This is a genomic window from Priestia sp. FSL R5-0597 (assembly GCF_038006305.1).
Lineage (GTDB): Bacteria > Bacillota > Bacilli > Bacillales > Bacillaceae_H > Priestia > Priestia zanthoxyli.
In genome coordinates this window covers 798854-824507 of record NZ_JBBOUZ010000001.1, presented here as the reverse complement: position 1 = coordinate 824507, position 25654 = coordinate 798854, and the positions used below count along the sequence as shown (strand labels likewise).

The following is a 25654-nucleotide window of genomic DNA, read 5'->3' as shown; positions in this document are numbered from 1 at the left end:
AGGAGATGAATAAATGATTTTAAAAGCGTTAAAGAAAAACAAACATGTAACCGTGAATTATTACGAAAATGGCCTGCTTCAAACCTTCAAAGGAAAAATCCAAAATTTAAACCTAACCGACCAAACCCTCTCCCTACGAGATGAAAAACAAAACATTTTTTCCATTCGTTTGTCTGGCATTAAAGAAATTTATTAACAAAAAAGATCCTAAAGAATTCTTCTAGGATCTTTTTTGTATTTTTTATCCATTATATATTGAAAAATCATCCAATTGATGTTAAATTAACTTTACATAATGTTAAATCAACTTAACAAATTTATTAAAAAGGCAGCGGGTGATCATATTGACTCTTATTAATCACGTAAAAGAGCTTAGAGCTAAACATGGATATACGCAAGGAGATTTAGCTGAAAAAGTTGGAGCCACTCGCCAAACCATTGCAGCTATTGAAAAGGGAAATTACGTTCCTTCCCTACTACTTGGTTTAACAATTTGTGATGTCTTTCAATTAAAAATGGAAGATGTTTTTACACTTCAAAAGGAGGAGAAAAATGTTGAGTAATGTTATTAAATCTTATTTGTTGAATGTAGTGTCTCTGTTATGTGCAGGTTGGGTTTTGTATGATGTGCTAAATTTAAATGCTCAATTAAGTGAAATTATGACCCACCCTGAGCCGCCTTGGGAAGCTACTATGTCTATAAGTTCCTTCGCTTCTTTTATTGTTCTTTTAATCGTGATATTTTTTTATTACCGCGCACGTAAAAAGACAAAGAATGTTTCCCTTTTACTATTTCCGTTTGAGTTTGCAGAAGATGATGAGCGTGAAAAAATGATGACAGCAGAAGCTTGTAAAAAAGCCTTTGTTTTTCTTTTGTTTTCCTTTCCTATTGGCGGGGGTTTGATGACTCTCTATCCGCTCTTATCGAATTCTTTTCGCTTTTACCCCATTGCCGTTCTTTTGCTTCTTTCTCTTGTACAGTTAACGGTTTATTACGTATCGATTAGTAAGATTTATCGCTGATTAAAAAAAGGTTGTTCTAAAAAGAACAACCTTTTTTTAATCTAATAATTCGCTGAATTCCCTATGAGAATAATCCAACCTACATCTATTTCACTATTTTTTCATTTTTTCTGTCTATATTGAACTATAACAATTGAACGATGTATGTTACCTTCCACTTCAGTTTTTCTTCAGTGTTCAGTTGCAAAATAGGAAAGATAAAAGGAGCATATCAATGGCAACTAATAAATGGTCAAAATGGATGGTTGGTTTATCGAGCGTTGCTGCATTTACAACATTTGTAGGGCTTTCTCAAAAATATGATCAAACAAATTCAACATCTACAGCACTAAATAACGATACATCCGCCAATAATTCATCGCAAACTCAAACGGAAGATGAGACGGATCTATTTCCAGATTCAGGATCTGAATCCAATACGGACAATGGAACTAACGGGCAAGATCAATGGTCAAATGACAGTTCTAGCAAACAAAGTGATCAATGGTCAGACGATAATTCAAGCAGTGAAGATGATCAGTGGTCAGACGATGATTCGAGTAATCAGCAAGATCAGTGGTCAAATGATGATTCCACAAGTGGTGAGGATAATTGGGGCAACAATAATGATTCTTCTATGCAAACAAGACCTTCTTAAGGATGTGATGAAATGAGCTACTCATTTAAAGCGATGAATACCACATTTAATGTATATCAGCTTGAAACACCTGTCAGCCAAAAAGTAGAGAGCTGGTGTTATCTTGTAGAAGAAACCCTAAGCCGCTTTCTTCCAACAAGCGAGCTTTCACAGCTTAATTCGCTGAACGGAAGATTATTTCTACCGTCAAAAATGCTGTATGAAGCTGTAAAAGCAGCCTATTACTATTACAATGAGACAAACGGAATTTTCAACCCATTTCTGTATCATTCTATTCAAACTCTAGGATATGACCAAAACTTTGAACAACTGCCTAACAATCAGCTACCTCAAGAAGTAGCAGCTTTTGATGCTGTTAACCCTATTATGATTCATAAAGGAATGAGAAGTATTCAGCTTGCTTCTAATATCGGTCTGGATTTAGGAGGAATTGCAAAAGGTTGGAGCATTCAGCAAATGGCGAATCAATTAAAGAAAAAAGGAACTTCACTTGGAGCAATCGATGGAGGCGGAGATATTGTAACGTGGGGGCCCGCTAGCAAGCACTGGTCCATTTCTCTCTCTCATCCATTTGATGCATCAAAAAATCTCACGACCATTAAAGTAAAAAGCAACAGCGGTATTGCCACAAGCAGTGTAGGCAAGCGTTCGTGGAAAGTGAACGGACACACTCACCATCATATTATTGACGGCAGAATCAGCAAGCCTAGTTCATCAGAGCTTCTGCAAGTAACGGTCGTTTCAGAAGACTTGACCATTTCTGAAGTCTATGCAAAGTGCATACTTATTCTCGGCTGGGACGCTGGATTAAGGTTAGCTAAAATGCATCACCCTTCTTTAGAAGTAATTGCGGTTACAAAAGAAGGCAACGTACTAATCGAAAAACATGTGAAAGGTCAGGTATACCATTATGGCTACTCTCCTCGCGCAATTTAGTGCTCATTTTCCCGTATGGAACACCATTCGGGCAGCCGGCTTAACTTCTTATTTACTAATGTTTGTATCGGTTGCCGCTGGCATTTCTCACAGCTTTTCGTTTTTTAAACCAAAACGAAAAAAACAGCTTTTGCTGGTCCATCAATCATCAGGGTGGTTTGGGTTATTGTTTGGCATGATTCACGGACTTGTTTTATCATTTGATCAATCTGTTCATTTTTCACTTTCTGACATTTTAATTCCGTTCACTTCCGATTACAAACCGATTAGCACAGGTCTTGGTACTATTTCACTCTACATTTTATTGGTACTAATTATTACATCCGACTTTATAAAACAGCTTGGGAGAAAAGCCTGGAAAGCCATTCATTTTCTTGCTTTTCCAGGCTATTTGCTAGCACTGTATCACGGCATTACTTCCGGAACAGATACACAGCAGCCCCTTATTCTTGGGATGTACAGCATCACTGGCGTTATCGTTTTAATCTTGCTTTTCTTACGCATTCAACACCAGTCAGCTCCTAAGAACCAAAAAAAAGCTCAGGAAAACTAAAAAACGCACTCTATCATAGAGTGCGTTTTTTCTTATCCGCGTCCTGCTTGGAATGATGGGTACTGTGTCATACCGCCGTCAGCAAAGAGCGTAATTCCTGTTACATAACTCGCCTCTGAAGAAGCTAGCCATGCAGCAACTGCTGCAATTTCTTCCGGCTCTCCGATGTATCCCATTGGAATCATGCTTTCTACATCTGCACGCTGCTCAGGATCAGCAAATTTCTCAGCGTTAATCGGTGTATTAATCGCTCCCGGTCCAATGTTATTTACACGAATACCTTTTGGAGCGTATTCTAATGCCAGTGTTTCAGTCATAAGCTTCATACCGCCTTTACTTGCTGCATAATGAACAAATAATGGCCAAGGAATTTTCTCGTGAACACTCGACATGTTAATAACTGTTCCCTTAATATCATTTTCAACAAAATATTTAATCGCTTCACGGCTACCTAAGAAAGCTCCCGTTAAGTTCGTATCAATTACTTTATTCCAATCGCTTAAAGACATTTCATGAGATGAAACCGGATTTTCTAGTCCTGCGTTATTAATCATAACGTCTAACTTTCCAAATTCTTTAATTGCAGATTGAACTAAATTGATTACATCAGACTCAACTGTTACGTCACCTTTAACGGCAATAGCCTCTCCGCCAACTTTTTTAATTTCTTCTAAAACGCTGTTAGCTTCGTCTTCCTTAGAACGATAATTCACAACTACTTTAGCTTTTTCTGTCGCAAAACGAATCGCCATTGATTTTCCCAAACCTGTAGATGAACCTGTTATGACCACTACTTTTCCTTCTAAATCTTTATACATTGTTAATACCCTCCTAGTTAGCTTTTGGCGAGCCCTAACATGACTCCTGCTATGATGATCAGTATAATTCCAATAATAATCCCAATCAGCTGACGCTTCGTTTTCTTCTCACCTAAAATAATGATCCCGCCTAATGTTGAAATGACGATTCCCATTTGAGAAAGCGAAAAGCTTGTCGCTACGCCTACTTTAGGTTGTGAGATGAATAAAAACATATTACCAGCGGCCCAAATAAGACCTGGGATAATGTTGCGAATTGCATATTTATTAAATGGCTTATGCTTAAACGTCAGCAATACTCCTCCAATAACCATACCAATTGCTTGAGGTAATAAAGCCGACCATCCGTCTACATTAAATAGACGGGCTACTACAACATAAACTAAATAACCAACGGTTGAAATTAATAAAATAACAATTCCTTTTTTGAAGTTTCCTTTTCCTTCTTCAGCCTCTTTCTCTTCTTTGCTTTGAAGTGATGCTAAAACAATCCCTACAATAATAAAGATAAGAGCGAGCACACCAAGAATGATTGAAGTTTTTGTAGACCACTCGTGAAACACAATTACTCCAAATAATGAAGTGGAAACTAACTGAAGCCCCGTTGAAATAGGCATCGTTTTAGAAACTCCAATTAAATCAATACTTTTCAGCTGATTACTTTGTCCAACTGCCCAAAATAACCCGGATACAACTCCAACACCAAAGATTAAAGGTGTAAGCGTAGGGTGTACAAAAATATAAATACCGATGGAGAAAATCAAAGCTCCCAATGTGGTTCCAAGCGTTTGACTATAAGGTCCTCCGCCTAATTTCACATTGAAAAGCACAATGCTTCCCCAAAATATGGCTGGTAAGACGGCTAAAAATATGTCCATGTTTCAAAACCTTCCTGTGCTAAAATTAAATGTCAAAGTGCATATTCCCCAATTTTTCCGCCATTAATCCTTTTTCAGGGACATTTTATGAATTAATGACCGCACGAAATATTCTTTGGATAGCGAAAACTGTATACCTTAATTTGTTCTAGGAGAGAAAAAGATATACTTTCTAACGCAAAAAAACAGCTTTTCCAAATAAAAGCTGTTCTGTATGATTTAATTTATTTTTAACATATAGCGATTAATAGGTCTCCCCACTCTGCCGTATTCAACTGATAATTTCAGCTCGTTTTCCTGTTCTAAAAACTCTAAGTACCTTCTTGCTGTAACACGCGCAATTCCTACGCCGTCCGCCACTTCTTCAGCAGAAATCGGATGATTTTGTTCGGAAAGATATTGTTGTATCCTCCTTAACGTAACCGCATTTAGCCCTTTTGGAAGCAAATCGGGTTTTTCTTCGAATTGTTGAAACAGCATAGAATCTAATTCAGACTGAGTAATATGTTCTTTTTTACTTATTTTAACTTGAAAAGAACGATACTGTTCAAGCGCTTGCTTCATTCGCTCAAACTTGAACGGCTTCATAATATAATCCACCGCGCCGTATTGAAGAACTTTCCGTACCGTTTCAATATCACTTGCAGCCGTAACTGCTATCACGTCTGTTTTATAGCCATTTGCTCGAATTTGCTGTAAGGTGGTTAAGCCATCTTGACTAGGCATATACATATCAATGATTGTTAAATCAGGCTGATGCTGTTTAATGAGCTGTATACCCTCTAAACCATTCGAAGCTGCCGCGATAACGATGAACCCTTCAACTTGTTCAATAAATTGGCGGTTCACTTCTTGTACCATAGGATCGTCTTCTATGAGAAGCACTGTCCATTCTTTTTTATTCATTTCCCACTCCCCCTATAAAAAGAATGTAATGATAAAAGTGGTTCCAACATCTAATTCTGACTCTACTTCGATCTGACCGTTTCCTTTTTCAACAATTTGTTTTACTAAATGCAAACCAATTCCTCTATTTTCCTTTGCTTTAGTTGAAAAACCTTCATCAAAGATTCTCTCTATTTGATTCTTATTCATGCCGCATCCGTTATCTTCAACTAATATAGAAAGAATGCCGTCACTTTGTTCCATACTTATATAGATCTTCCGTTCACGACGCTCCATATGCTGATACGAATCAAAAGCATTCTCAATTAAGTTACCAATAATAATTACAAAATCATGATGATCTAAGTAAGGAGGAAATGAGTGAAGCTCGCTGTGGCGATCGATAGCTAACTCAATTCCAAGTTCTTTGGCACGGCTGACTTTGCTTAACAGCAATCCCGATATACTTTCATCTTTAATATGTTTATGAAGAAATTGGGTGAGCTCTTCTTGCTGTTCAGACACTTGAAAAACGTACTGAAGAGCCTTGTCTTTATTTCCAAGTTGGATAAGCCCTGCAATGGTATGAAGTTTATTCATGTATTCATGGTTTTGAACTCTAAGAGCGCTTACAAATGATTTAACCCCTGTTAACTCTTCAGCTAATTTTTTAACTTCTGTTCTGTCTTGAAAAATAGCGACCGCACCGACTGTGTGATTATTAACCTTAATCGGCACACGATTGCTTAAAATATTTAAATTGCGAACTTGAAGCTCTCGATTATAAACAGGCTGATTAAGCTGCAGAATTTCTGGCAGTCTTGTATCTGGAATCACATCATAGATCTTTTTCCCAATTACCTCATCAGGTACATCCATCATAATTTTCGCTTTATGATTAAAAATAGTGATGTTCTCCTCTTTATCAATGGCAATGACTCCTTCATGCATGGCATTAAAAGTCTCCGTTCGTTCTACAAACAAACGAGCAATTTCATGAGGCTCAAGCTCAAACATCTCTTTTTTAATACGAGATGCAAGCGCCCACGCTCCCCATCCTCCAAAAAAAAGAGCGAGACCTGAGATGAGAAAAATTTCTTTTTTCAAACTTAAAATAACCTCTGTAAATTTCGGAAGAAGGTAGCCTGAGACAACGACTCCTACTTGTTCATGCTGATCGTTTACAACGGGAACAAAAGAACGAATGACCATCCCGCCTTCTCCTTTTGCTTTATCAGTATAAGTATGTTCTGCAAACGCCTGGCCCTCGTCCTCTCCTTTAGAAATTTTCCCAATCATGCTTTGCAAAGGATGAGACAAACGTTCGTGATTCATATTCATCACCACTACATAATAAGCACCGTGAATAATGCGAATCGGCTCTACAATTTGATTAATGTTCTTGCTATCTTTTTCAATTTTTTCTCGAATTTCAGGCATTTCAGCAACTGTTCTCGAAGTGATCAAAGCCCTTTGCTCTAAATCATTTTCTTTTGACTGCACAAAATTATTAATCACGACAATACTTGCTAAAAACAACGAAAAGACCACGATAAAAAAGATTAACCCCGTCATTTTCGTTTGCATCGATAAGCGCATCATAGCGGAACACCTACTGCTGATTGAAGTTTATTTTAATTTTACCACGTTGAGAAATTGCGTGTTAGAATATTTGTAGAGAAAAATTATTGAATCGCGGGGTTGGACATTTTGAAGATGTTTATAGGGGCAAGTATCATTGTTAGCGTTTTCTTGATGATCTATGTTTTTTTGCAGTATACGGTTATAAATCAGGATAATGTGTATCATGACGATGAGCAAAAAGGATTAAATAAGCAAATTGTTATTAATTTTAGCCACGTTGTAGCTGAGAACACTCCAAAAGGCTTAGCCGCTCAAAAATTCGCTGAAATCGTTAATCAAAAATCGGATGGTAAAGTTAAAATTGAAGTATATTCAAACGGTGTATTGTATTCAGACGACGAAGAACTTGCCGCTCTGCGCCGAAACGATGTACAAATGATTGCGCCTTCTATTTCAAAGCTAACCGACCTTTCCCCTACGTGGCAACTTTTTGATCTCCCCTTCATTTTCGATGATTACAGCGAGGCAAAACAAGTGTTTACCGGGAAAATCGGACAGGATTTGTTGAGTACGCTGCAAGAGAAAAACATTAAAGGGCTTGCTTTATGGAGCAACGGCTTTAAACAAATGACCAGCAATACAAAACCTTTGCTCCATCCAGCAGATTTTCAAGGTCAAACATTTCGCATTATGCCAAGTGAAGTAATCAAAAAACAATTCGAACTTCTTGGCGCTAAGCCTCAGGCTGTCTCGTTTAATAAAGTATATCAATCCCTTGAACGACAGGAATTTGATGGACAGGAAAATACGATTTCTAATATTTATTCAAAACGTTTGTACGAGCTGCAAAAATATATGACCATCAGCAACCATGGATACTTGGGCTATGCTGTTTTAATGGATCAAAAATATTGGGACAGCCTCCCTGAAGATGTAAAACAACTATTAAGTGATGCCATGGTAGAAACAACGAACTGGATTTGGACTCAATCAAAAATGATGAACGATGAACAGCTGCAGCAAATAAAAAATAAATCTGGCATGCGCGTTTATTACTTAAATGATACACAGAAAGCCGAATGGAAAAAGCAGTTTAACTCTCTTTATCAATCGTTTGAAGCCAATGCAACAAAACAAACGCTTGATATCATTCAGCAAATAAAAAATATCGAAAGCAAAAAGTGATGACTATATGTTCATCACTTTTTTTGACCAAAATGACCAAAAAGAACATTATCACCAGAAATATAAATAGTTAAAATTATCAGTTAATATAAGGATAAGAATAATGTAAGCGTTAACAAAAACATTCTCGAAAGGAGCATTACATATGAAATTAAGTTTTAAAAACCTAACTGTTCAAGTTGTCATTGGTATCCTTCTTGGTATTGCAATTGGCTTTATGTTTCCTGAATTTGGAGCTAAATTAAAAGTATTGGCTGATATCTTCATTAAATTAATTAAGATGGTGATTGCCCCAATTATTTTCTTAACAGTGGTCATCGGTATCGGAAGCATGGGAGATTTAAAGAAAGTGGGACGAATTGGAGGTAAAGCTCTTTTATACTTTGAGATTGTCACTACTTTTGCCTTAGCAATTGGAATTATCGTTGTAAACTTTATCAAGCCTGGGGCTGGCTTTAATATCAATGGCGCAAGCGGAGCTGATGTTACTCAATATACCCAGCAAGCAGCTGAAGCGGAGCATGGCTTTATGGAGTTTATCATGGGCATTATTCCAGACAGCGTATTTGGCGCAATGGCAAATGGTGAATTATTGCCAATCTTATTCTTTGCCGTACTATTTGGAATGGCTACAGCTACACTCGGCGAAAAAGCGGCTCCTGTCATTACATTCTTTGAACGCTGTACAGATATTTTCTTTGGCATTGTTAATATGATTATGAAACTTTCACCTATTGCGGCGTTCGGAGCGATGGCTTATACGATCGGTAACTTTGGAATAGGCTCTCTTCAAAAACTCGGTTTCTTAATGGGATCTGTTTACATTACTATGTTCTTATTTATTGTATTTGTACTTGGAACCATTGCTAAGATTTATGGATTTAATATTTTTAAATTCATTGCTTTTATTAAAGAAGAAATTCTACTTGTATTAGGTACGTCTTCTTCGGAATCTGCACTGCCAAAAATGATGGACAAAATGGAGAAGTACGGATGTTCAAAATCTGTAGTAGGACTTGTCATTCCAACTGGTTACTCGTTTAACCTAGATGGAACAGCAATCTACTTATCCATGGCTGCTATCTTTATCGCTCAAGCGTATGGAGTCGACCTGTCGTTAATGCAAGAGATTACGCTACTTGGTATTTTAATGCTAACGTCTAAAGGAGCGGCCGGAGTCACTGGCTCTGGATTTATTACACTAGCAGCTACGCTTGCTGCATTCCCAATGATTCCAGTTGAAGGAATCGCGCTGTTAATCGGGGTAGACCGCTTCATGTCGGAAGCTCGTGCCATTACAAACTTAATTGGAAATGGTGTAGCAACTGTAGTTGTATCGAAAATGGAAAATGAATTTCATCCTCCTGTAGAGACGATACAAGACGTTAATTCCGCACCTCCATTAGCTAAATAATAAAAAAGAAGTTGAGACATAGCCAAATGAATCCAATCTAAAGACGAATAAATGGGATACATGAGCTGAACCGCTTATGACACCGCAGTTGATTTCCGTACAAGACTTCGCTTTCCGCGGGCGGCCGATGAGCCTCCTCGTCGCGTACGCTCCTGCGGGGTCTCATCTGTTCCGCTTTTCCCGCAGGAGTCTTCGCCTTGTCCTCCAATCAACTGCTAGAAGGATCTAAACAAATGAAGCCTACGTTCACCACAACAAAAAAACGAACCACCAATCAAAATTGATTAGTGGTTCGTTTTTCATTTCATCTTAAATACTTTTGTCCCAGCCTCTTTTTTAGGATTAATGCGTTTCTTTTTTAGAACGTCCGCTAAGTTTCCCAACAACAACAACTAAAATAGCTAACAAAATAGGAACAATTGTATGCAAATGCGGATTTAACCCTTCTAATACATGTCCTACCGCTTTGTCTTTAAAGATCATTTCACCAGCAGTATAGCCAAGAAGCGCTGCTCCGGCAATGATGATAATCGGGAATTTTTCCATGATTTTCATTAAAAGCTGACTTCCCCAAATGATTAACGGAATGCTGATAACAAGACCAAGGATAATGAGTAGAATACTGCCGTTGGCCGCACCCGCAACCGCTACTACGTTATCTAAACTCATAACAAGATCCGCTATAATAATTGTTTTAATAGCACCTGCTAGAGTTGAATTCGCTTTAATATCTCCGTCATCTTCCCCTTTTAAAAGACTAATCGCAATCCATAGAAGCAGCAGGCCTCCGATGAAATTTAAAAATGGGATTGTTAATAAATATACAGCGACAAACGTTAGCCCTACACGTAATACAACCGCTCCTAATGTACCGAAAACAACCGCTTTGTTTCGATGCTCGTCCGGAAGATTCCGACAAGCTAAAGCAATCACGACTGCGTTATCGCCACTTAGTACAATGTTAATGAGTAAAATTTCTAAAAGATTTAAAATAAAACTCTGATCCATACAAAAACTCCTTGATTGATTTTTATTAGTCTATTTCTCTATCTCTTATTTCATTACTAGAAATAGAGAACTAAAACTCTATCAATATAACCCGTTCTTACCCTTTAATGAAAAGAAGTAGTTATTTCACTAACAGTATTTTATCACTAAAAAGAAATTTGAAATAGGTATTTGTAAAGGAAAAGTCAGTTCATTACAATAAATCAAACCTTATTCTTTATCTTTCATCTGTTTTTCACCATCATTCTCTACTATTAGTAGCAGGAGAGCATTTATAAAAAATAGAGTAATTTTTATAAATAATACAAGCCTCCAATGCTTCTTCATTATTTTGTAGTTTTTCGTCAACTGCGATATAAGAAGGGAGAAAACAGGTATGATTTTAAAAGCATTAAAAACGAATAAATTACTAACTATTAACTATCAAAACAACGGTTTTGTTCAAACGGTCAAAGGTTATATTCAAAACTTAAACTTGCTCGAACAAACTCTTCTATTAAAAGATGAAAATCAGCATGTGCGATCACTGCGACTATCAAGTATTAAAAACATTTATTGATTGAAAAAAGATCCGAACGATGAATCGTTCGGATCTTTTTTCAATTAAATAAAATATTTTTGTCTTAGTCTCTTTTTATTTAACTCACTGTATAGCGTGCGATTACTTCTTTAATTGATTCATATACAATTTCAACCATTGTTTTTAATTCTTCGTCCGTCATTGAAAGAATAGGCATCATCGTAATTACAGGACCTAGCTCTCTGATAATTAAACCTTTTTGGCGAGCCGCTAAAATAATATCTCCCATCACTTTTTTATCTTCAAAAATAGACTTTGTTTGGCGGTCTTTGACAACCTCGATTCCTGCCATTAATCCTCTTTGTCTAATGTCTCCCACGTTAGGCAGTTCATAAAGCTTTAATAGATAACGTTTAAAAACTTTCGACCTTTCTTTTACACTACGGATTAACTCTCTTTCTTCTATCAGTTCAATATTTCTAAGCGCTACTGTACAGGCCAATTGATTTCCCGTATACGTATGTCCATGAAAGAACGTTTTATTTTCATCTGGATGAGCTAAAAAAGCATTAAATATCTGTTCGCTTGTTAACGTAGCAGCAAGCGGCATATATCCTCCTGTGATCCCTTTTCCTACACACATAATGTCTGGTACTACGTCTTCTTGTTCACATGCAAACATCGTTCCTGTTCGCCCGAATCCGACAGCTACTTCATCACAAATGAGCAATACCCCGTACGCTTTGCACAGACGCTCTACTTGTTTTAAAAAACCGGGAGGATGAGTAATAATACCCGCTGCTCCTTGCACAAGCGGTTCAATAATCAAGCCGGCTACTTCTTCTCCGTTGTTCTGCAAGAGCTTCTCCAGCTGGTGAATACAGTAAGCTGAAGCTTGCTCTTCGGTTTCGAACCCGTCCATACGGTAGATGTAAGGAGAAGGTGTGGGAATGCGTTCAAACAGTAAAGGCTTAAAGATGCGATGAAATAAATCCATGCCTCCTACACTGACTGCCCCGATTGTATCTCCGTGATATGCCTCATTCAATGAGATAAATTTACTTTTGTTTTTGTACTTTGCAGAGTCGAGATTTTGCCAATATTGATAGGCAATTTTCAACGCAATTTCAACAGCGGCAGAGCCTGTATCAGAATAGAATACTTTCGATAAGCTGCCAGGAGTAATTTCCGCTAGCTTTTTAGCTAACAAAATGGATGGAACGTTTGCCGATCCAAGCAGCGTAGAATGCGCTAATTTCTCCACTTGTATATGTAAAGCTGTATTTAATTCCGGATCATTATGTCCATGCACGTTCACCCATAGAGAAGCGTATCCATCTAAATATTTGTTTCCCGCTACGTCATACAAATAGCTTCCCTCTCCTCTTTCAATGATAAGGGGATTCGATTCACGGTAAGCTTTCATTTGTGTAAAGGGATGCCATACATATTCTTTATCCCATTTTTCCAGCTCAGCTTTTTGATACGACACAGTCAAACACCTCCTGAATATGTTGAATCACACTTTTTTGCCTCACCAATTTCTCAATATATGCTTCTAACTCTTCATCGATATGAGTAAATACAGGTACAGTCATTAAAGAAGAGACTTGAAGCAGCTTTTCAATCGTTCGAACATTGTCTTTATGAATGATACTGCTGTGATTAAAACGATTAAAAATGAGTCCGTTGATTTTAAGATGATGCTCACTTGCATATGAAAAGGTAGAAAGCGCATCGTGAATAGCTCCTAATTCCGTTGTTCCAACAGCAATAACCGGCATTTGTGCATCTAGGATCAAATCTTTTGTCATATAAAACGTTGTTTCCTCTTCAATTAAAGGTACGGCAAGTCCTCCCGCTCCTTCCACGAGTACTACGTCAAATGCCTTTTTTAATTCATTAATGCGCTTTAAGACGATTGAAGGCTCTACTTGCCTATTGCTCAGTTTAATAGCCAAGTGAGGAGACGTCTCTGGCTTTAACTGATAAATACCTGTATTTGCTACTCCGAGCCTTGTTTCAAACCAGTGAATATCTGGATAACCTCCGATTTCATCTTGGTAGCCGGTTTGAAACGGTTTGCAAATTGTCGTTTTTATTCCTAGACGGCTAAGTACTTTATACAAAATGCTTGTCACCAGCGTTTTACCAATATCTGTTCCAGTTCCCGTAATAAAATACGCTTTGCCCACTTTCTTTCCTCCTCTTTTTTCTATGTCTTCATTACCCCGCTTTAGCCCGCTTTGATGATAAACGGCTAAATTGAGGCTTCATTCGGTGAATCAGCACTGAACATAAAATGCACAATAAAAGATCTCCAGGCATTGGCAAAACAGCTCCAAAAAGAAGTGTATCACTCAGTGAAAGTGGCTTTTCAATTATCCATTTCATTGCTCCGTAAAGCCAAACGCACCCGAATACGTACACAATAACCAATGTAGATAAGTTGGCTAAAAAGATAGAAAAAGGTTTCTTTAAGTCATATTTTTGAATAAGGTAGCCGTTCATAAATGACCCTGCAGCATAGCCAATTAAATAGCCAAACGTTGGTTTGAAGATATACCCTAAACCTCCTCCTTCTGCAAAAACCGGAACACCGATTAACCCAATACCTATGTAGCATAGCTGACTATACAAACCTAAACGCGGTCCTAACAGCGCCCCGGCTAAATAGACAGGAACAATTTGAAGAGTAAACGGTATGTAGGGAATAGGAATTTTTATAAATGCACCAATCGCCGTTAAAGCAGCAAATAAAGAAACATACGCCATTGTTCTCGTTTTCATGTTCACCCTCCTTTCTCTGTTCGCTGCTTTAAGTTTGCAATAATCTCTTTTTATTTGTCAACTTAATTTTAATTTAAGTTTACAAATAAAATATAAAAAAAGACGCAAAAACCTGGGCTTTTGCGTCTTTTTGATTTTTATAAAATTACCTTTTTGTCGTCTTTAAGCTGCACTTCTTGACGGCTGATAGATAAATCAACTTTCTTTTTTACACGTGCATGATAATAAGCATAAAACAGCAGCGCTAGTGGAATACCGACATACAGTGCCATTCGCTGCTCTGCATCAAATGCCATGCTTCCAAGTACAATCGTATTTAATACTAATGCGATTAAAGGTAATACCGGGTAAAGAGGGACTTTGAATTTTAAATCCTCGATTTGCCCTCCTTGATTTATATATCTTTTTCTAAATGCAAGCAGTGATGCAGCAATCGTAATCCAGCCAATTTGTGCACCTAAACCCGCTGCAGAAATAAGCCATACAAATACTGTTTCTTGAGCAAAGAATCCTGAAAGCAAAGATAAAAGCGCAATGCCTAATGTTAAAAGCAAGGCGTTCATCGGCACACCGCGTTTATTTACTTTCATGAAAGCTGAACTTGCCATGTTATCTTTTGACAATGAATACAGCATACGCGTTGCTGCATAAAGACCTGAGTTAGCTACAGATAACAGTGCCGTTAGGATAACAAAGTTCATAATATCTGCTGCATATGGAATACCAATTTGGTCGAATACAACAACAAATGGACTTTCAACTACGCCTGCTTTTTCAAGCGGAATCATCCCCGCTAATACAGCTACAGCTAGTACAAAAAATACAAGCGTTCTCCATACCGTTTGTTTAATTGCTCTTGGTACAGTCTTGTCTGGGTTTTCACTTTCCCCAGCAGCTACACCGATAAGCTCCGTACCTTGAAATGAGAAGTTAACTGTAATCATCGTAATCAGCACGGCACTAATTCCGTGAGGGAACACGCCGTGAGCCGTATAGTTAGAGAAAAGCGGCGCGCTGTCTCCATTGCTTAATGGAAGAAAACCAAACATAGCAGCTCCACCAAGTACGATAAATAAAATAATAGCTAACACTTTAATGCTGGCGAACCAAAACTCCGCTTCACCAAACGCTTTAGCTGACAGTGCATTTAATGAAAATAATAAAAGCGCAAATATAGCACACCAGATCCATACAGGAGAATCAGGAAACCATCTTTGCATAAGCTGACCTGCTGACAAAAATTCTAATGCAACCGTTACAGCCCAGCCCAACCAATATAACCATCCAAAAGCAAAACCAACGCCAGGGCCAATAAATTTTGTTGTATATGTCTGAAACGAACCAGAAACTGGCATTGCTACTGCAAGTTCCCCTAAGCAAAGCATTGTTAAGTACATAATGAAGCCACCTACGATAAACGAAAGGATAGCTCCAATCGCCCCTGCTTGGCTAATCGTGTATCCTGTTCCTAAAAAGAAACCTGTACCGATAACCCCGCCGAGCGAAATCATAAACAAATGTCTGCTTTTCATCGTCTTTTTTAATTCATTTGTTTGCTGTTGTCCTTCTATCATATTAACGACATTTCCTTTCAACCTATTTATTACGAGATATTACCTAGAAAAAAATTAATAAACCTTTGTTTTCTATGCATATTTACTTACATATTTATGCGGTGTTCTCAATTTAAATGAAACAGCCTTTTGTAATCTTAACATAATGCTCACTAGATTTAAAATGTTTTTCTGCAAAAGTAAAATGAATTTTTCTTGAATAGTGTGATTTCCTTTTACTGTTGATATTCATAAGCGTTTTTCTGCAAATGAATAGATGATACAACAAGAAAAAAGCTGTGCTTTCGAAGACGAAAGCACAGCTTTTTCACTTTTTACCAAACAAACAATCCAACAATCATAGCACTTAATAAAGAAACAGCGATACCGCTCACAAGCAGTTTCCATACGTTTTTTCCAATAATCGTTGATTTACCTTCTGATAACGTAGAATTATACGTACCATAAATCATACCCACCGTACTGAAGTTAGCAAAAGATGTTAAGAATGTTGTAGCAACTGCAATCGTATGCGGTGGAAGTGTATCTAGATTTTTCTTCAAATCCATCATCGCCACGAATTCATTTGTTGCTAGCTTGATACCCATCAGCTGAGCTACGTACATGGCATCATGTCCCGTTAGCCCTAGTAAGAATGCAAATGGACTAAAGATGTAAGAGAAAATCTTTTGTACAGTCAAGCCGTCTACAATAACGCCTAAAATACCGTTAAGCGCAGATGTAAGAGCTACATATCCAATAACCATCGCTAAAATAACAATTACCATGTTCATTCCGACTAACATACTGTTTGAAATGGTAGAGAAAAAGTCTTTTTTCTCTGACTTTGGCGGTACGTAAATCATATCTTCTTCTTTTGTAACATGAACTGGATTCAATAAGCTCACTAAAATAAGCGCGTTTAAACAGTTCAGTGGAATTGCTGTAAACACGTACGTAGCGGGAACCATCGTTAAATAAGCACCGATAATAGATCCGCTAATACTGCTCATACTCATAATTCCAAACGTAAGCAAACGGTTGTCCTTTAACACAGAAAGCTGATTACGAATAACTGCTAATGCTTCCGTATTTCCTAAGAACATCATTTGGATAGCGAAAAAGCTTTCTAATTTAGGCAAGCGAGAAACTTTCGAAATGACCCAGCCTACTTTATCAATAATCCACGTTAAAATACCAAAGTAAGATAAAATATCAAAGAACGTCACGACAAAGATGATAGGCAGTAATGCACTGAAGAAAAAGTCAACCGTTTGATTTCCCATTACGGATGGAAACGCAAAGGCAATTCCATCGTTGGCACAGGAAATCAGCCAAGTAAAGAACGAAGCAATCTTATTAATGATCCATGTTCCGATTGAAGTTCCTAACATAAACCAAGTAATGAGGACTTCAACGACTAATAGTGAAGCAATCGGACGCCACTTTATTTCTTTCTTTTTAGGAGAACATAAGAAGACGACGCCCATTACTACAAAAACGCCTAATAAATTTAATAAAAAGTACATGCAAGCCACTCCCAGGTGTGTATTTGAAAAACAAAAAAAGCTCTTACTTTTCATAAATTCTGACAATAACAGAAAGTATGAAAAGTAAGAGCTTTGAAAGAAGGCTGTATCTATGATAATACGCCCTTCTTTTTGCTGCTTATATCCAAACTTTCTTGTAGTCTAGTTTTTTACGGTTACTAGGTAGAGACTATCAGACCATATTACTGATAATATACAAGATCGTAATCTTAGCTGTATTCAATTGATATGAACAAATTCTACCCTTTATTTTTTTAATAATCAACACTTTAAAAGTTTTTCGGAATAATAAAATTGGTATGAAAATTCTATTTATTTATCACTTCTTTTGAACTACTCATCGGAAAATCACACAAAAAAAGTGAATTTAATCATTCTTTTAACTCAATTATTTTCCTGTTTTTGAAATAAAGAAATTAATTCTTTGATGAGTATATTTAAATCTCTACTTCGCTTTTCATTTAACTCCTCACAAAAAACATTTCATTTTTACGACTTGAGACGTAGAAAAAAATAATCCTGCTGTTCGTTGAAATTAACCGGTTTTCATTTTACACTTTATGGTAGAAGAAAACAAATTTAATTATAGGTAGAAAGCGGGTTATAACGTGAAAAAAATATTGGCTTTTATTTTAGTGATAGGTGGTACGGCAGTCCTCTTTTCTACTGCGTTTGCGCCTTCCTCCTGGTCGTTAAGTTCATTCAAGACGTCCAAGTCTGAAGCGGCATTATCAAGTGATATTCAGCGTATTCAAATCGACTCTCCAAGCATTAGTACAACGGTCGTTCCGCAAGATCGTCAAGATATTAAAACAAAAGTAGAAGGTAAAGGAAAAGTAGATGTAAAGCAAAATGGAGACACCCTAGTTGTCGCGTATCAAAAAAGTCCCTTTCAATGGCTTTCTATTTTTTCAAACACAAAAGTAACAATCTACATTCCTAAAGATTATCACCATAACCTTGCGCTTAACGTAGGTTCGGGGGACCTTCAAATTGCTACACATCCTGAACAAGCGCTTCAGCTGAAAGATGTTTCGATTAAAGTAGGTTCTGGAAATGCAAGCATTTCAAACTTGATGAGCACCTCTCTTCGTACGGATGTTAATTCTGGAGATTTACAGCTGAGTAATGTCGAGACCCAAACGGCTAAATTTGCTGTCGGCTCTGGGCAAATTAAAGGAACAAACTATCAAGGAAAACTTCAGACGCGCATTGGATCTGGTGATCTCTATATGGATTTTAAAAAGCTAGAAGAGGCCGTTTCTGTAGATGTAGGATCCGGAGATGCCGTGCTGGTTCTTCCGAAAAGCGCTGGTTTTAAAGTGAATGGAAAAGTAAGCAGCGGTGACATTAACAACAATTTTAAGTTAAACAATGCAACGATAACAGAGAATGTATTAAAAGGAAAATACGGAAATGGAAAATACCCTATCGATATAGCTGTTTCAAGCGGAGAATTAACCTTGGAATCAAAATAAAGAGGCTAGGACAAAAGTATTTTAACTCAATTGTAAAACGAACCATTAATCAACATATTTGATTAATGGTTCGTTTTTTGTTGTGGTGAACATCGTTTTATCTGTTTCGTTTTTTCTAGTAGTTGATTGGAGGGCAAGCGACGAGGAGGCTCAGCGTCCGCCCGCGGAAAGCGAAGCCTTGCCCGGAAATCAACTGCGGTGTAATAAGCAGTCCAACTCATGTATCTCATTTGTTCGTCTTTAGATTCGGTTCATTTAGTTATGTCTCAACCTCTTTATTTATGGTCTCACTGCAATATACCATGCTACTCCTACGATTGATCCTATGAATACAACTCCGTAAATAATAGATAAATTCACTATACTTTTCTTTTTAGATTTCCCGTAATCTTCATCTACTTTCTTTGCAGCACTGATCGTACCTGCAAGGGCAGCAACGCCGATAATAATGACAAGAAGCAATGCTAATTTCATTCTTCTCTCCTCCATATTTCGGTGATTGAATAAGACTAAATACCAAGATGTTATTTATTTCATTTTAAGCAGCACAATTTAATCAGAATATGAAAGCGCTATACCTTCTCTTTCTATCATAAAGCTAAATTATGTAAAATCAACCATCCAATCGTTCATTATTTTCCTCCGCCACTTTACATACATAAAAAATTCCCGAGCTTCACTGCTCAGGAATCTTTATCTAATAGACATGACATTTTAAGGTTTTAAAATGACTTTAATGCAGTTATCTTGATGATCATTAAAACTGAAAGACATGTTTTCCTACCAGTACATCTGCCATCTTTACAAAGCGCTTGATTTCTAATACGTCATGAACACGAACTATTTGAACGCCTTGTGCAATCCCAGCATATACAGTAGCTGCGGTTCCTTCCATTCTTTCCGTAGGAGGAGCATTCACTATTTGTCCAATAAATCCTTTACGAGAAGTAGCAAGCAGCACCGGATAACCCATATTCGTCAGCTGATCTAAATGCTGAATTGCTTCTACATTATGGGCAGCCGTTTTTCCAAAGCCAACGCCTGGATCTAAAATAATTTGATCATTGCGAACTCCTGCAGCTTTTGCAATGGAGATGCTTTCTTTTAAATCACTTATCATATCTGTAATCAGATTTGTATAGTTGGGCTCATGACGGTTGTGCATTAAAATAATGGGCACATTATAATCAGCTGCAACTTGAGCCATTTTAGGATCGGCTTTTGCACCCCATATATCATTAATAATATGTGCTCCTGCTTCTAGCGCATGCTTGGCCACTTCCGATTTATATGTATCTACGGAAATCGGCACCTCTACGCGCTTAGCCACTTCAGAAATAACGGGCACAATCCGTTTAATCTCTTCTTCATCGCTAATTCTTGTATAACCAGGACGAGTTGATTCTCCTCCGATATCAATGATATCTGCTCCTTGCTTTACCATTTCCTCAGCATGAGCAACTGCTTTATCTACATCGTAGTATTTTCCGCCGTCTGAAAATGAATCCGGGTTTACGTTTAAAATCCCCATAATAAGCGTACGATCCGCATAATTCAGCTCATACTTTCCGCATTTAATGACGGATTGAGACGTTAAAGTTGACACTATCCTCAGCCCCTTCGTAATTTGCAAATTAATATATATTTATAAATATCATGTATTTTGAGAATGTCATACCGTTCGTAATTATATCAAAAGTCACCAGTCCTATGTGATTTTTCTTGGAGTTTCTTTCTTCTATAGTGTGAGATAAACATTAAAAGTGAATACACAGATAACATTAAAAATCTCTATCGGGCTTGTCTTCAGGGTCTTTTTTCCTCTTCTCACATCTTTTGTGAGTCTTTTTATTCAAAAAGAAAGGATTCGCATTAAAAGCGTTTAATTTATAGCAATAGTTGGGAATTTATAATTAAGTAACTTCCATTTTTTATGGAATTCATTTTAAGGAGGATGACTATGACTCAACAATCGTTACAAGTCAAATTAATTCCTTATACAATTGAGTCGATTATCGACTCAACAAACGAAACGCCTAAAGGAGTAAGCTTAATTCAAGCACCTGCTATTTGGGAACAAAGCAATCAAGGAGAAGGCATTGTAATTGCAGTTATCGACACTGGTGTTGACACAAATCATCCTGACTTAAAAGATTGTATTATCGGAGGAAGAAACTTCACTTCGGATTATGACGGAGATTCTTCTGTATTTGAAGATAATAATGGGCACGGCACTCACGTGTCTGGTACCATTGCTGCTGCGCTCAATAATGAAGGGGTAGTAGGGGTGGCACCCAAAGCAAAAATCCTAAGCTTAAAAGTACTTACCGGTGAAGGATCGGGAAATTACGAATGGATTATTGACGCTATTAACTACGCCGTCGAATGGCGAGGTCCTAACAATGAGCGAGCACGAGTTATTTCCATGTCACTCGGGGGACCACAAGACGTTCCAGAACTGCACGAAGCTGTTCAAAATGCTGTGAATAAAGATGTTTCTGTCGTTGTTGCGGCCGGAAATGAAGGTGATGATCGCGAAGAAACTTTTGAATATTCATATCCAGGAAGTTACAACGAAGTCATTCAAGTAGGAGCAGTGGACAACAGCTTAAGCTTGGCTCCTTTTACCAATGTCAATGAAGAAGTGGATTTAGTGGCACCGGGAGTTAACATCATCTCTACTTTTTTAGAAGGTAAATATGCGACTCTTTCAGGAACTTCAATGGCAACTCCTCACGTGGCAGGAGCTTTAGCTTTATTAATTAACTTATGTGAGAAGGAATTTGGCCGCTCTCTAATCGAAGCCGAAATCTATGCTCAACTTGTAAGAAGGACGCTTCCTCTTGGATATCGAAAAAGCTCTGAAGGAAACGGATTTCTCATGCTCGATTTGGTAGAGAAAATACATGATATTATTAACGTAGCCCGTATCAACCCTAGTAAGTAATAAATAAGAAAAACGAGAAATCTTCTTGGTTCTCGTTAAATTGAAATAAAGACATGCGAACGCATGTCTTTATTCATATCTTAATGCTTCGATTGGATCTAACTTCGCCGCTTTGTTTGCAGGAAGCATGCCGAATACAATGCCAATCGTCATGGAAAACAACACTCCTCCAAGTACTACTTGCCACGAAATTAATGACGGCCAGCCGGCAAATAGCGAAACAAGAGACGCTCCGCCTGCGCCAAGGCCGATGCCAAGCAAACCACCAATAAGCGTGAGCGTAATAGATTCAATTAAAAACTGAGTTAAAATTTGTCTTTTAGAGGCTCCTAATGCTTTACGAATACCAATTTCTCTTGTACGTTCCGTTACAGAAACCAGCATAATGTTCATAACGCCAATCCCGCCAACAAGCAGGGAAATGCCTGCAATCGATCCAATAATCGTTGTCATAATTCGCGTTACATTTCCAATGCTATCTGCTATTTCTTCTAAGTTCTGCACTTGGTAAGCATCTTCAGCATCATGCAAATTATTTAACAAATCTGTTGCGTCATTACCTACTTTTTTTAATTGATCAGAACTTTGTGCTTGAACGCTAAGGTTTGTGTAGTCGAGCTTACCGAAGCTTGATTTGTACGTATTATCTGGAATGTAAATAGTCGGTATTTCATATGCTAAAAAGCCTTTTGGTTTTTTTGTCACACCAATAATTTTGATAGGCTGTCCTTGAACCCATACTACTTGTCCAAGAGCTTCTTTTTTATCAAACAGCTCTTTTTTCATATCGCTCGTAATAACACCTACTCGATTACCTGACAAAAAATCAGCGCTGTCCAACATTCTTCCTTTTGAAACTTCAAGCTGATTAACCTCAATATACCCTTCATTAATTGCGTTAACAGTTGTATCGGATTCTTTGTCTCTATATCTTATTCCCATTCCCATTGAGCTAGAAGCTACCACATTCTTCGCTCCAGGAATAGTCGAAAGAGCTTTAATATCATCCTCTGTAAAGATCGGCTCCCCCGTCATGGAAAGGTCATCAGCTTGCATCTCGTCTTCAGGAGGCTGATAGTAGACATCAACTGTATTGCTTGCTCCTGTTATTTCTGACTTAATCATCTGTTCTCCGCCTTGGCCGATAGCAACAACGATAATAACCGCCCCTACGCCAATGATAATACCAAGCATTGTCAAAATAGAGCGCATTTTATGAGCAAGAACCGAGGAAAAAGCCATACGAATATTTTCTATTAAACTCATAAGCTATCGTTCTCCTTGTCGCTATGACTTAGCACCTTACCGTCACGAACGATAACTGTACGCGATGTGTACTCTGCCACTTCAGGTTCATGAGTAATAACTACAACTGTTGTCCCATCTGCATTTAGCTTAGAAAATTGCTCCATAATATCAGCACTCGTTTTTGTATCTAAGGCTCCTGTGGGTTCATCGGCTAAAATAAGCGTTGGATTGTTAACAATAGAGCGAGCAATAGCAACACGCTGCTTTTGCCCTCCTGATAACTCGCTCGGCAAGTGTTTCATTCGCTCACTCAGCCCTACTTTTGCAAGCGCAGCTTCTGCTCTGGCTCGTCTTTCCTTACGCGATACGCCGGCATATACCATTGGAAGCTCTACGTTTTCGACAGCTGATAAACGCGGCAGCAGCTGAAACTGCTGAAAAACAAAGCCGATATGAATATTTCTTACTTTTGCCAGCTGCTCATCGCTGTAAGTAGAGATTTCTTGTTCATTTAATAAATAGGAGCCTGAAGAAGCGCGGTCTAAGCATCCGATAATGTTCATGAGCGTTGATTTTCCGGAGCCTGAAGGACCCATAATCGCAACAAATTCACCGTCATAAATCTTCAAATTAATATCTTTTAAAATCGGTACTTCCTCTTTGCCAAGATGATAGCTTTTATGAATATTTACAAGCTCAATCATTGAACAGTCACTTCCGCACCGTCAGTTAAGTCCTTTGAAGGATTGGCAATAACTTTATCTTTAGAAGAAACGCCGCTTTTAATTTCAATAAATTTGTTGGTTGTTTCTCCTACCTTTACTTCCTTACGAACCGCCTTTTTATCTTTCACGACGTATACAAATTTTTCTCCGTCTTCATTTACAACTGCTTTTATTGGCAGTGATGAAGCTTTCTTACTGCTTGTTTCAATTTCAAGCAGCAGCTTAAATCCTGGCTTAATCATCGTGATATCTTGGTCATCTACTTTTACTTCAACTGGATATTGATTCGCTGCATCATTGCCTGCCTCCGCTGATGCCTGCTGCTGAGGTAGATAGTCAATTTGTTTTACGCTCCCTGACCATTCTTTATCAGGCAGTACATCTGATGTAATTTTAACAGCTTGACCGGTTTTAATTTTTAAAGCGTCGTACTCAGAAAGCACGCCAGTAGCTAAGTATTCATCGGTATTACCAATATGTATAAGCGGCTTTTGAACTTCACTCGTGTTATTAACCGCTTCTTTATCTACTTCTAGCACAGTCCCGCTAATATCACTCGTTACGTCTAAATTACGCTCTTTTTTAGCAATTGATTTGGCTTCTAGTTTGTTTCGTTCTAAGTCAATTTTAGCCGTTTCTAAGTCGAGGTTGAGCTGCGTCCGCTCTGTTTCAATTTGATCTTTCGCTTCTTGCTTACTCATTTCTTTTTCTAATTCTTTTTGTTTTTTATTTAAATTTGAGATTTGTTTGCTTACTGAATCAATTTGCAGCTGACTCGATTTTTTTTCTAGCTTGTTTTGTTCTTGCTCTAAATCAAGCGTATCGCTTTCGTACGTTACGAGAGAAGTTCCCTGCTGTACGCGCGATCCTTCCGTTACATGAAATCGTTCAACCTCGCCTTTTTCAGCGTCAAAGTAAACGTATTGCTCATCAGCAAGCTTTAACGTACCCGGAACCATCACTGTATTTCTTAACTTTTTTTCTTTTACAGTTGTTACTTGAACATCAACTGCTTTACCACCTACACTTTGTGCACGATATACATTAATCCCAATAACCGCAACAATAACAACTGTTACGGCTGTAATAATTATTCCTTTTTTCATTTACAACCCTGCTCCTTTAAGCGCTTCTGAAGCAGCTCCTCCAACTCCTGAAATAGCAGCTCCTAAGATAAATAAAACAATTACGGTAATAATTGAAGCAGCTTTTGATAAATTCGCTACTTTTTGCAGCCCGACTGCTGTCAAAATAAGTCCCCATATAGAGAAAATTTCGATTGAAGTAAATACGCCTCCAATAGCACCTTTAGCACCAACTAGCCCATTTAACGACGTCACATTCGCTGAAGTATGCGCTAATGCAGCGACTCCCGTATTAATTAACTGACCAATTGCTGTGATGAACGTAACAAACAAATTCATGCTAAACATTTGGCGATATGTTGTTTTTCCAGTCCCTAACTTTGCAATTAAAAACAAAATTAAACTCGTGAATGCCAGTGTAGCAACTATTGCAATCACTCCTCCAACCGTTCCGCCAATCATACTGAATATAGGATTCACTTCAATCCCAGCTTCTTTTTGCTGCTGTAATGTCTCTTGCGCTTGAGGGGTATAAACAGCTAGAAGCGTTGTTGCAAGTGTTAAAACAATAACAAGTAAAAGAGGTCCCCAGATGACCGGAGTGCTTTTCATTTTCTCAAACTGTACAACCGGACTCGTAATAAAACCAAAAATAGAAGGCTTTCCTTTCTCTTGAACTTCCGAAGATACATTGACTTCTGTGCTCATAATCAAACTCCTTTTATTTTGTTTCGTTAGTAGCTCTTAAGACCCACCTTTTACTATTTTTTAAAGTCTTCTAGCAAAATTGGCTCTCTAAGAAACTCTCAAACACCTAATATTCTAACATAATTATAC

28 protein-coding genes and 1 riboswitch are annotated in these 25654 nt (G+C 37.8%); of the genes, 11 read left to right on the top strand and 17 right to left on the bottom strand.

The window, feature by feature from the left end:
• Positions 1 to 13: 13 nt before the first annotated feature.
• The 6 genes from MKX72_RS04305 to MKX72_RS04280 all read left to right on the top strand — a co-directional run bounded on the left by MKX72_RS04305 (position 14) and on the right by MKX72_RS04280 (position 3149).
• Positions 14 to 196: a YolD-like family protein gene (locus tag MKX72_RS04305; protein ID WP_013081871.1), complete on the top strand. Its 183-nt coding sequence runs from the start codon at positions 14 to 16 to the stop codon at positions 194 to 196.
• Positions 197 to 344: 148 nt separating this feature from the next.
• Positions 345 to 563 carry a helix-turn-helix transcriptional regulator gene (locus tag MKX72_RS04300; protein WP_013081870.1) on the top strand — a complete coding sequence of 73 codons (219 nt, stop codon included), beginning with the start codon at positions 345 to 347 and terminating at the stop codon, positions 561 to 563.
• Positions 553 to 1023, top strand: a complete 471-nt coding sequence (locus MKX72_RS04295; protein WP_155008507.1) for an MFS transporter — start codon at positions 553 to 555, stop codon at positions 1021 to 1023. Before MKX72_RS04300 ends, MKX72_RS04295 begins: the two co-directional genes overlap by 11 nt.
• Before the next feature lie 214 nt (positions 1024 to 1237).
• Positions 1238 to 1660 carry a hypothetical protein gene (locus MKX72_RS04290; RefSeq protein WP_155008508.1) on the top strand — a complete coding sequence of 141 codons (423 nt, stop codon included), beginning with the start codon at positions 1238 to 1240 and terminating at the stop codon, positions 1658 to 1660.
• A 12-nt stretch (positions 1661 to 1672) separates the two neighbouring features.
• Positions 1673 to 2596, top strand: a complete 924-nt coding sequence (locus MKX72_RS04285) for an FAD:protein FMN transferase (protein ID WP_049162971.1) — start codon at positions 1673 to 1675, stop codon at positions 2594 to 2596.
• A complete protein-coding gene (locus MKX72_RS04280) occupies positions 2571 to 3149 on the top strand; it encodes a ferric reductase-like transmembrane domain-containing protein (RefSeq protein ID WP_033578121.1) in 579 nt (192 codons plus the stop codon). Before MKX72_RS04285 ends, MKX72_RS04280 begins: the two co-directional genes overlap by 26 nt.
• A gap of 32 nt (positions 3150 to 3181) precedes the next feature.
• Here the strand turns inward: MKX72_RS04280 and gdh are convergent, their stop codons facing one another.
• The 4 genes from gdh to MKX72_RS04260 all read right to left on the bottom strand — a co-directional run bounded on the left by gdh (position 3182) and on the right by MKX72_RS04260 (position 7332).
• On the bottom strand, positions 3182 to 3967 hold the full coding sequence (gene gdh, locus MKX72_RS04275) for a glucose 1-dehydrogenase (protein WP_033578120.1): 786 nt from the start codon (positions 3965 to 3967) through the stop codon (positions 3182 to 3184).
• 17 nt (positions 3968 to 3984) lie between these two features.
• On the bottom strand, positions 3985 to 4845 hold the full coding sequence (locus MKX72_RS04270; protein ID WP_028412111.1) for a RhaT/GlcU family sugar-proton symporter: 861 nt from the start codon (positions 4843 to 4845) through the stop codon (positions 3985 to 3987).
• A 219-nt stretch (positions 4846 to 5064) separates the two neighbouring features.
• Positions 5065 to 5751, bottom strand: a complete 687-nt coding sequence (locus MKX72_RS04265; protein WP_033578119.1) for a response regulator — start codon at positions 5749 to 5751, stop codon at positions 5065 to 5067.
• Positions 5752 to 5763: 12 nt separating this feature from the next.
• Positions 5764 to 7332 carry an ATP-binding protein gene (locus MKX72_RS04260; protein ID WP_034269535.1) on the bottom strand — a complete coding sequence of 523 codons (1569 nt, stop codon included), beginning with the start codon at positions 7330 to 7332 and terminating at the stop codon, positions 5764 to 5766.
• Positions 7333 to 7440: 108 nt separating this feature from the next.
• On the opposite strand from MKX72_RS04260, the gene MKX72_RS04255 reads away from it, so the two are divergent.
• Entirely contained in the window at positions 7441 to 8499 is a 1059-nt protein-coding gene (locus tag MKX72_RS04255; RefSeq protein ID WP_033578117.1) for a DctP family TRAP transporter solute-binding subunit, read from the top strand.
• 145 nt (positions 8500 to 8644) lie between these two features.
• Positions 8645 to 9913, top strand: a complete 1269-nt coding sequence (locus tag MKX72_RS04250) for a dicarboxylate/amino acid:cation symporter (RefSeq protein ID WP_013055541.1) — start codon at positions 8645 to 8647, stop codon at positions 9911 to 9913.
• Between the two features lie 74 nt (positions 9914 to 9987).
• Here the strand turns inward: MKX72_RS04250 and MKX72_RS04245 are convergent, their stop codons facing one another.
• Positions 9988 to 10125: a hypothetical protein gene (locus MKX72_RS04245; RefSeq protein ID WP_165802478.1), complete on the bottom strand. Its 138-nt coding sequence runs from the start codon at positions 10123 to 10125 to the stop codon at positions 9988 to 9990.
• 130 nt (positions 10126 to 10255) lie between these two features.
• Positions 10256 to 10921, bottom strand: coding sequence for a TerC family protein (locus MKX72_RS04240; protein ID WP_028412106.1), 666 nt, complete (start codon positions 10919 to 10921; stop codon positions 10256 to 10258).
• A 376-nt stretch (positions 10922 to 11297) separates the two neighbouring features.
• Between MKX72_RS04240 and MKX72_RS04235 the strand changes: the two genes are divergently transcribed.
• Complete coding sequence (locus MKX72_RS04235) at positions 11298 to 11480, top strand: YolD-like family protein (RefSeq protein WP_013081858.1); 183 nt, start codon at positions 11298 to 11300, stop codon at positions 11478 to 11480.
• A 79-nt stretch (positions 11481 to 11559) separates the two neighbouring features.
• Here the strand turns inward: MKX72_RS04235 and bioA are convergent, their stop codons facing one another.
• The 5 genes from bioA to MKX72_RS04210 form a co-directional block, all read right to left on the bottom strand.
• Positions 11560 to 12933: an adenosylmethionine--8-amino-7-oxononanoate transaminase gene (gene bioA, locus MKX72_RS04230; RefSeq protein WP_028412105.1), complete on the bottom strand. Its 1374-nt coding sequence runs from the start codon at positions 12931 to 12933 to the stop codon at positions 11560 to 11562.
• Positions 12914 to 13636: a dethiobiotin synthase gene (gene bioD, locus MKX72_RS04225; RefSeq protein WP_033578116.1), complete on the bottom strand. Its 723-nt coding sequence runs from the start codon at positions 13634 to 13636 to the stop codon at positions 12914 to 12916. Before bioD ends, bioA begins: the two co-directional genes overlap by 20 nt.
• A 31-nt stretch (positions 13637 to 13667) precedes the next feature.
• Positions 13668 to 14231 (bottom strand): biotin transporter BioY, encoded by a 564-nt coding sequence (locus tag MKX72_RS04220; protein WP_033578115.1) that lies wholly within the window; start codon positions 14229 to 14231, stop codon positions 13668 to 13670.
• 137 nt (positions 14232 to 14368) lie between these two features.
• Positions 14369 to 15805, bottom strand: a complete 1437-nt coding sequence (locus MKX72_RS04215; RefSeq protein ID WP_013055535.1) for an amino acid permease — start codon at positions 15803 to 15805, stop codon at positions 14369 to 14371.
• A gap of 314 nt (positions 15806 to 16119) precedes the next feature.
• Entirely contained in the window at positions 16120 to 17313 is a 1194-nt protein-coding gene (locus tag MKX72_RS04210) for a NupC/NupG family nucleoside CNT transporter (protein WP_028412102.1), read from the bottom strand.
• A gap of 138 nt (positions 17314 to 17451) precedes the next feature.
• Positions 17452 to 17553: riboswitch (purine riboswitch) on the bottom strand.
• Between the two features lie 389 nt (positions 17554 to 17942).
• Between MKX72_RS04210 and liaG the strand changes: the two genes are divergently transcribed.
• Complete coding sequence (gene liaG, locus MKX72_RS04205) at positions 17943 to 18812, top strand: LiaG family protein (RefSeq protein WP_034269517.1); 870 nt, start codon at positions 17943 to 17945, stop codon at positions 18810 to 18812.
• Positions 18813 to 19091: 279 nt separating this feature from the next.
• Here the strand turns inward: liaG and MKX72_RS04200 are convergent, their stop codons facing one another.
• A complete protein-coding gene (locus MKX72_RS04200; RefSeq protein WP_013055532.1) occupies positions 19092 to 19286 on the bottom strand; it encodes a hypothetical protein in 195 nt (64 codons plus the stop codon).
• A gap of 283 nt (positions 19287 to 19569) precedes the next feature.
• Entirely contained in the window at positions 19570 to 20418 is an 849-nt protein-coding gene (folP, locus tag MKX72_RS04195; RefSeq protein WP_155008509.1) for a dihydropteroate synthase, read from the bottom strand.
• A gap of 354 nt (positions 20419 to 20772) precedes the next feature.
• Here folP and MKX72_RS04190 point away from each other — a divergent pair, with 354 nt between their 5' ends.
• A complete protein-coding gene (locus MKX72_RS04190; protein ID WP_155008510.1) occupies positions 20773 to 21759 on the top strand; it encodes a S8 family peptidase in 987 nt (328 codons plus the stop codon).
• 69 nt (positions 21760 to 21828) lie between these two features.
• On the opposite strand, the gene MKX72_RS04185 is transcribed toward MKX72_RS04190, so the two are convergent.
• From MKX72_RS04185 to MKX72_RS04170, 4 genes are read right to left on the bottom strand one after another with little or no spacing between them, the layout of a single operon-like run.
• Positions 21829 to 23025 (bottom strand): ABC transporter permease, encoded by a 1197-nt coding sequence (locus tag MKX72_RS04185; protein ID WP_155008512.1) that lies wholly within the window; start codon positions 23023 to 23025, stop codon positions 21829 to 21831.
• Positions 23022 to 23711 carry an ABC transporter ATP-binding protein gene (locus tag MKX72_RS04180; RefSeq protein ID WP_028412098.1) on the bottom strand — a complete coding sequence of 230 codons (690 nt, stop codon included), beginning with the start codon at positions 23709 to 23711 and terminating at the stop codon, positions 23022 to 23024. Before MKX72_RS04180 ends, MKX72_RS04185 begins: the two co-directional genes overlap by 4 nt.
• Positions 23708 to 24838 carry an efflux RND transporter periplasmic adaptor subunit gene (locus tag MKX72_RS04175; protein ID WP_154991707.1) on the bottom strand — a complete coding sequence of 377 codons (1131 nt, stop codon included), beginning with the start codon at positions 24836 to 24838 and terminating at the stop codon, positions 23708 to 23710. The genes MKX72_RS04180 and MKX72_RS04175 overlap by 4 nt, the downstream gene beginning before the upstream one ends.
• Positions 24839 to 25525, bottom strand: coding sequence for a Yip1 family protein (locus MKX72_RS04170; RefSeq protein WP_028412096.1), 687 nt, complete (start codon positions 25523 to 25525; stop codon positions 24839 to 24841).
• Positions 25526 to 25654: the final 129 nt, after the last annotated feature.

Coding starts and splice junctions, on each gene's coding strand:
- MKX72_RS04260 (WP_034269535.1), bottom strand. CDS start 7,332: ATGATGCGCTTATCGATGCAAACGAAAATGACGGGGTTAATCTTTTTT.
- MKX72_RS04210 (WP_028412102.1), bottom strand. CDS start 17,313: ATGTACTTTTTATTAAATTTATTAGGCGTTTTTGTAGTAATGGGCGTC.
- MKX72_RS04285 (WP_049162971.1), top strand. CDS start 1,673: ATGAGCTACTCATTTAAAGCGATGAATACCACATTTAATGTATATCAG.
- MKX72_RS04215 (WP_013055535.1), bottom strand. CDS start 15,805: ATGATAGAAGGACAACAGCAAACAAATGAATTAAAAAAGACGATGAAA.
- MKX72_RS04190 (WP_155008510.1), top strand. CDS start 20,773: ATGACTCAACAATCGTTACAAGTCAAATTAATTCCTTATACAATTGAG.
- MKX72_RS04280 (WP_033578121.1), top strand. CDS start 2,571: ATGGCTACTCTCCTCGCGCAATTTAGTGCTCATTTTCCCGTATGGAAC.
- MKX72_RS04180 (WP_028412098.1), bottom strand. CDS start 23,711: ATGATTGAGCTTGTAAATATTCATAAAAGCTATCATCTTGGCAAAGAG.
- MKX72_RS04270 (WP_028412111.1), bottom strand. CDS start 4,845: ATGGACATATTTTTAGCCGTCTTACCAGCCATATTTTGGGGAAGCATT.
- MKX72_RS04175 (WP_154991707.1), bottom strand. CDS start 24,838: ATGAAAAAAGGAATAATTATTACAGCCGTAACAGTTGTTATTGTTGCG.
- gdh (WP_033578120.1), bottom strand. CDS start 3,967: ATGTATAAAGATTTAGAAGGAAAAGTAGTGGTCATAACAGGTTCATCT.
- MKX72_RS04235 (WP_013081858.1), top strand. CDS start 11,298: ATGATTTTAAAAGCATTAAAAACGAATAAATTACTAACTATTAACTAT.
- MKX72_RS04185 (WP_155008512.1), bottom strand. CDS start 23,025: ATGAGTTTAATAGAAAATATTCGTATGGCTTTTTCCTCGGTTCTTGCT.
- MKX72_RS04290 (WP_155008508.1), top strand. CDS start 1,238: ATGGCAACTAATAAATGGTCAAAATGGATGGTTGGTTTATCGAGCGTT.
- MKX72_RS04170 (WP_028412096.1), bottom strand. CDS start 25,525: ATGAGCACAGAAGTCAATGTATCTTCGGAAGTTCAAGAGAAAGGAAAG.
- MKX72_RS04220 (WP_033578115.1), bottom strand. CDS start 14,231: ATGAAAACGAGAACAATGGCGTATGTTTCTTTATTTGCTGCTTTAACG.
- MKX72_RS04305 (WP_013081871.1), top strand. CDS start 14: ATGATTTTAAAAGCGTTAAAGAAAAACAAACATGTAACCGTGAATTAT.
- MKX72_RS04265 (WP_033578119.1), bottom strand. CDS start 5,751: ATGAATAAAAAAGAATGGACAGTGCTTCTCATAGAAGACGATCCTATG.
- MKX72_RS04250 (WP_013055541.1), top strand. CDS start 8,645: ATGAAATTAAGTTTTAAAAACCTAACTGTTCAAGTTGTCATTGGTATC.
- MKX72_RS04295 (WP_155008507.1), top strand. CDS start 553: ATGTTGAGTAATGTTATTAAATCTTATTTGTTGAATGTAGTGTCTCTG.
- MKX72_RS04200 (WP_013055532.1), bottom strand. CDS start 19,286: ATGAAATTAGCATTGCTTCTTGTCATTATTATCGGCGTTGCTGCCCTT.
- MKX72_RS04240 (WP_028412106.1), bottom strand. CDS start 10,921: ATGGATCAGAGTTTTATTTTAAATCTTTTAGAAATTTTACTCATTAAC.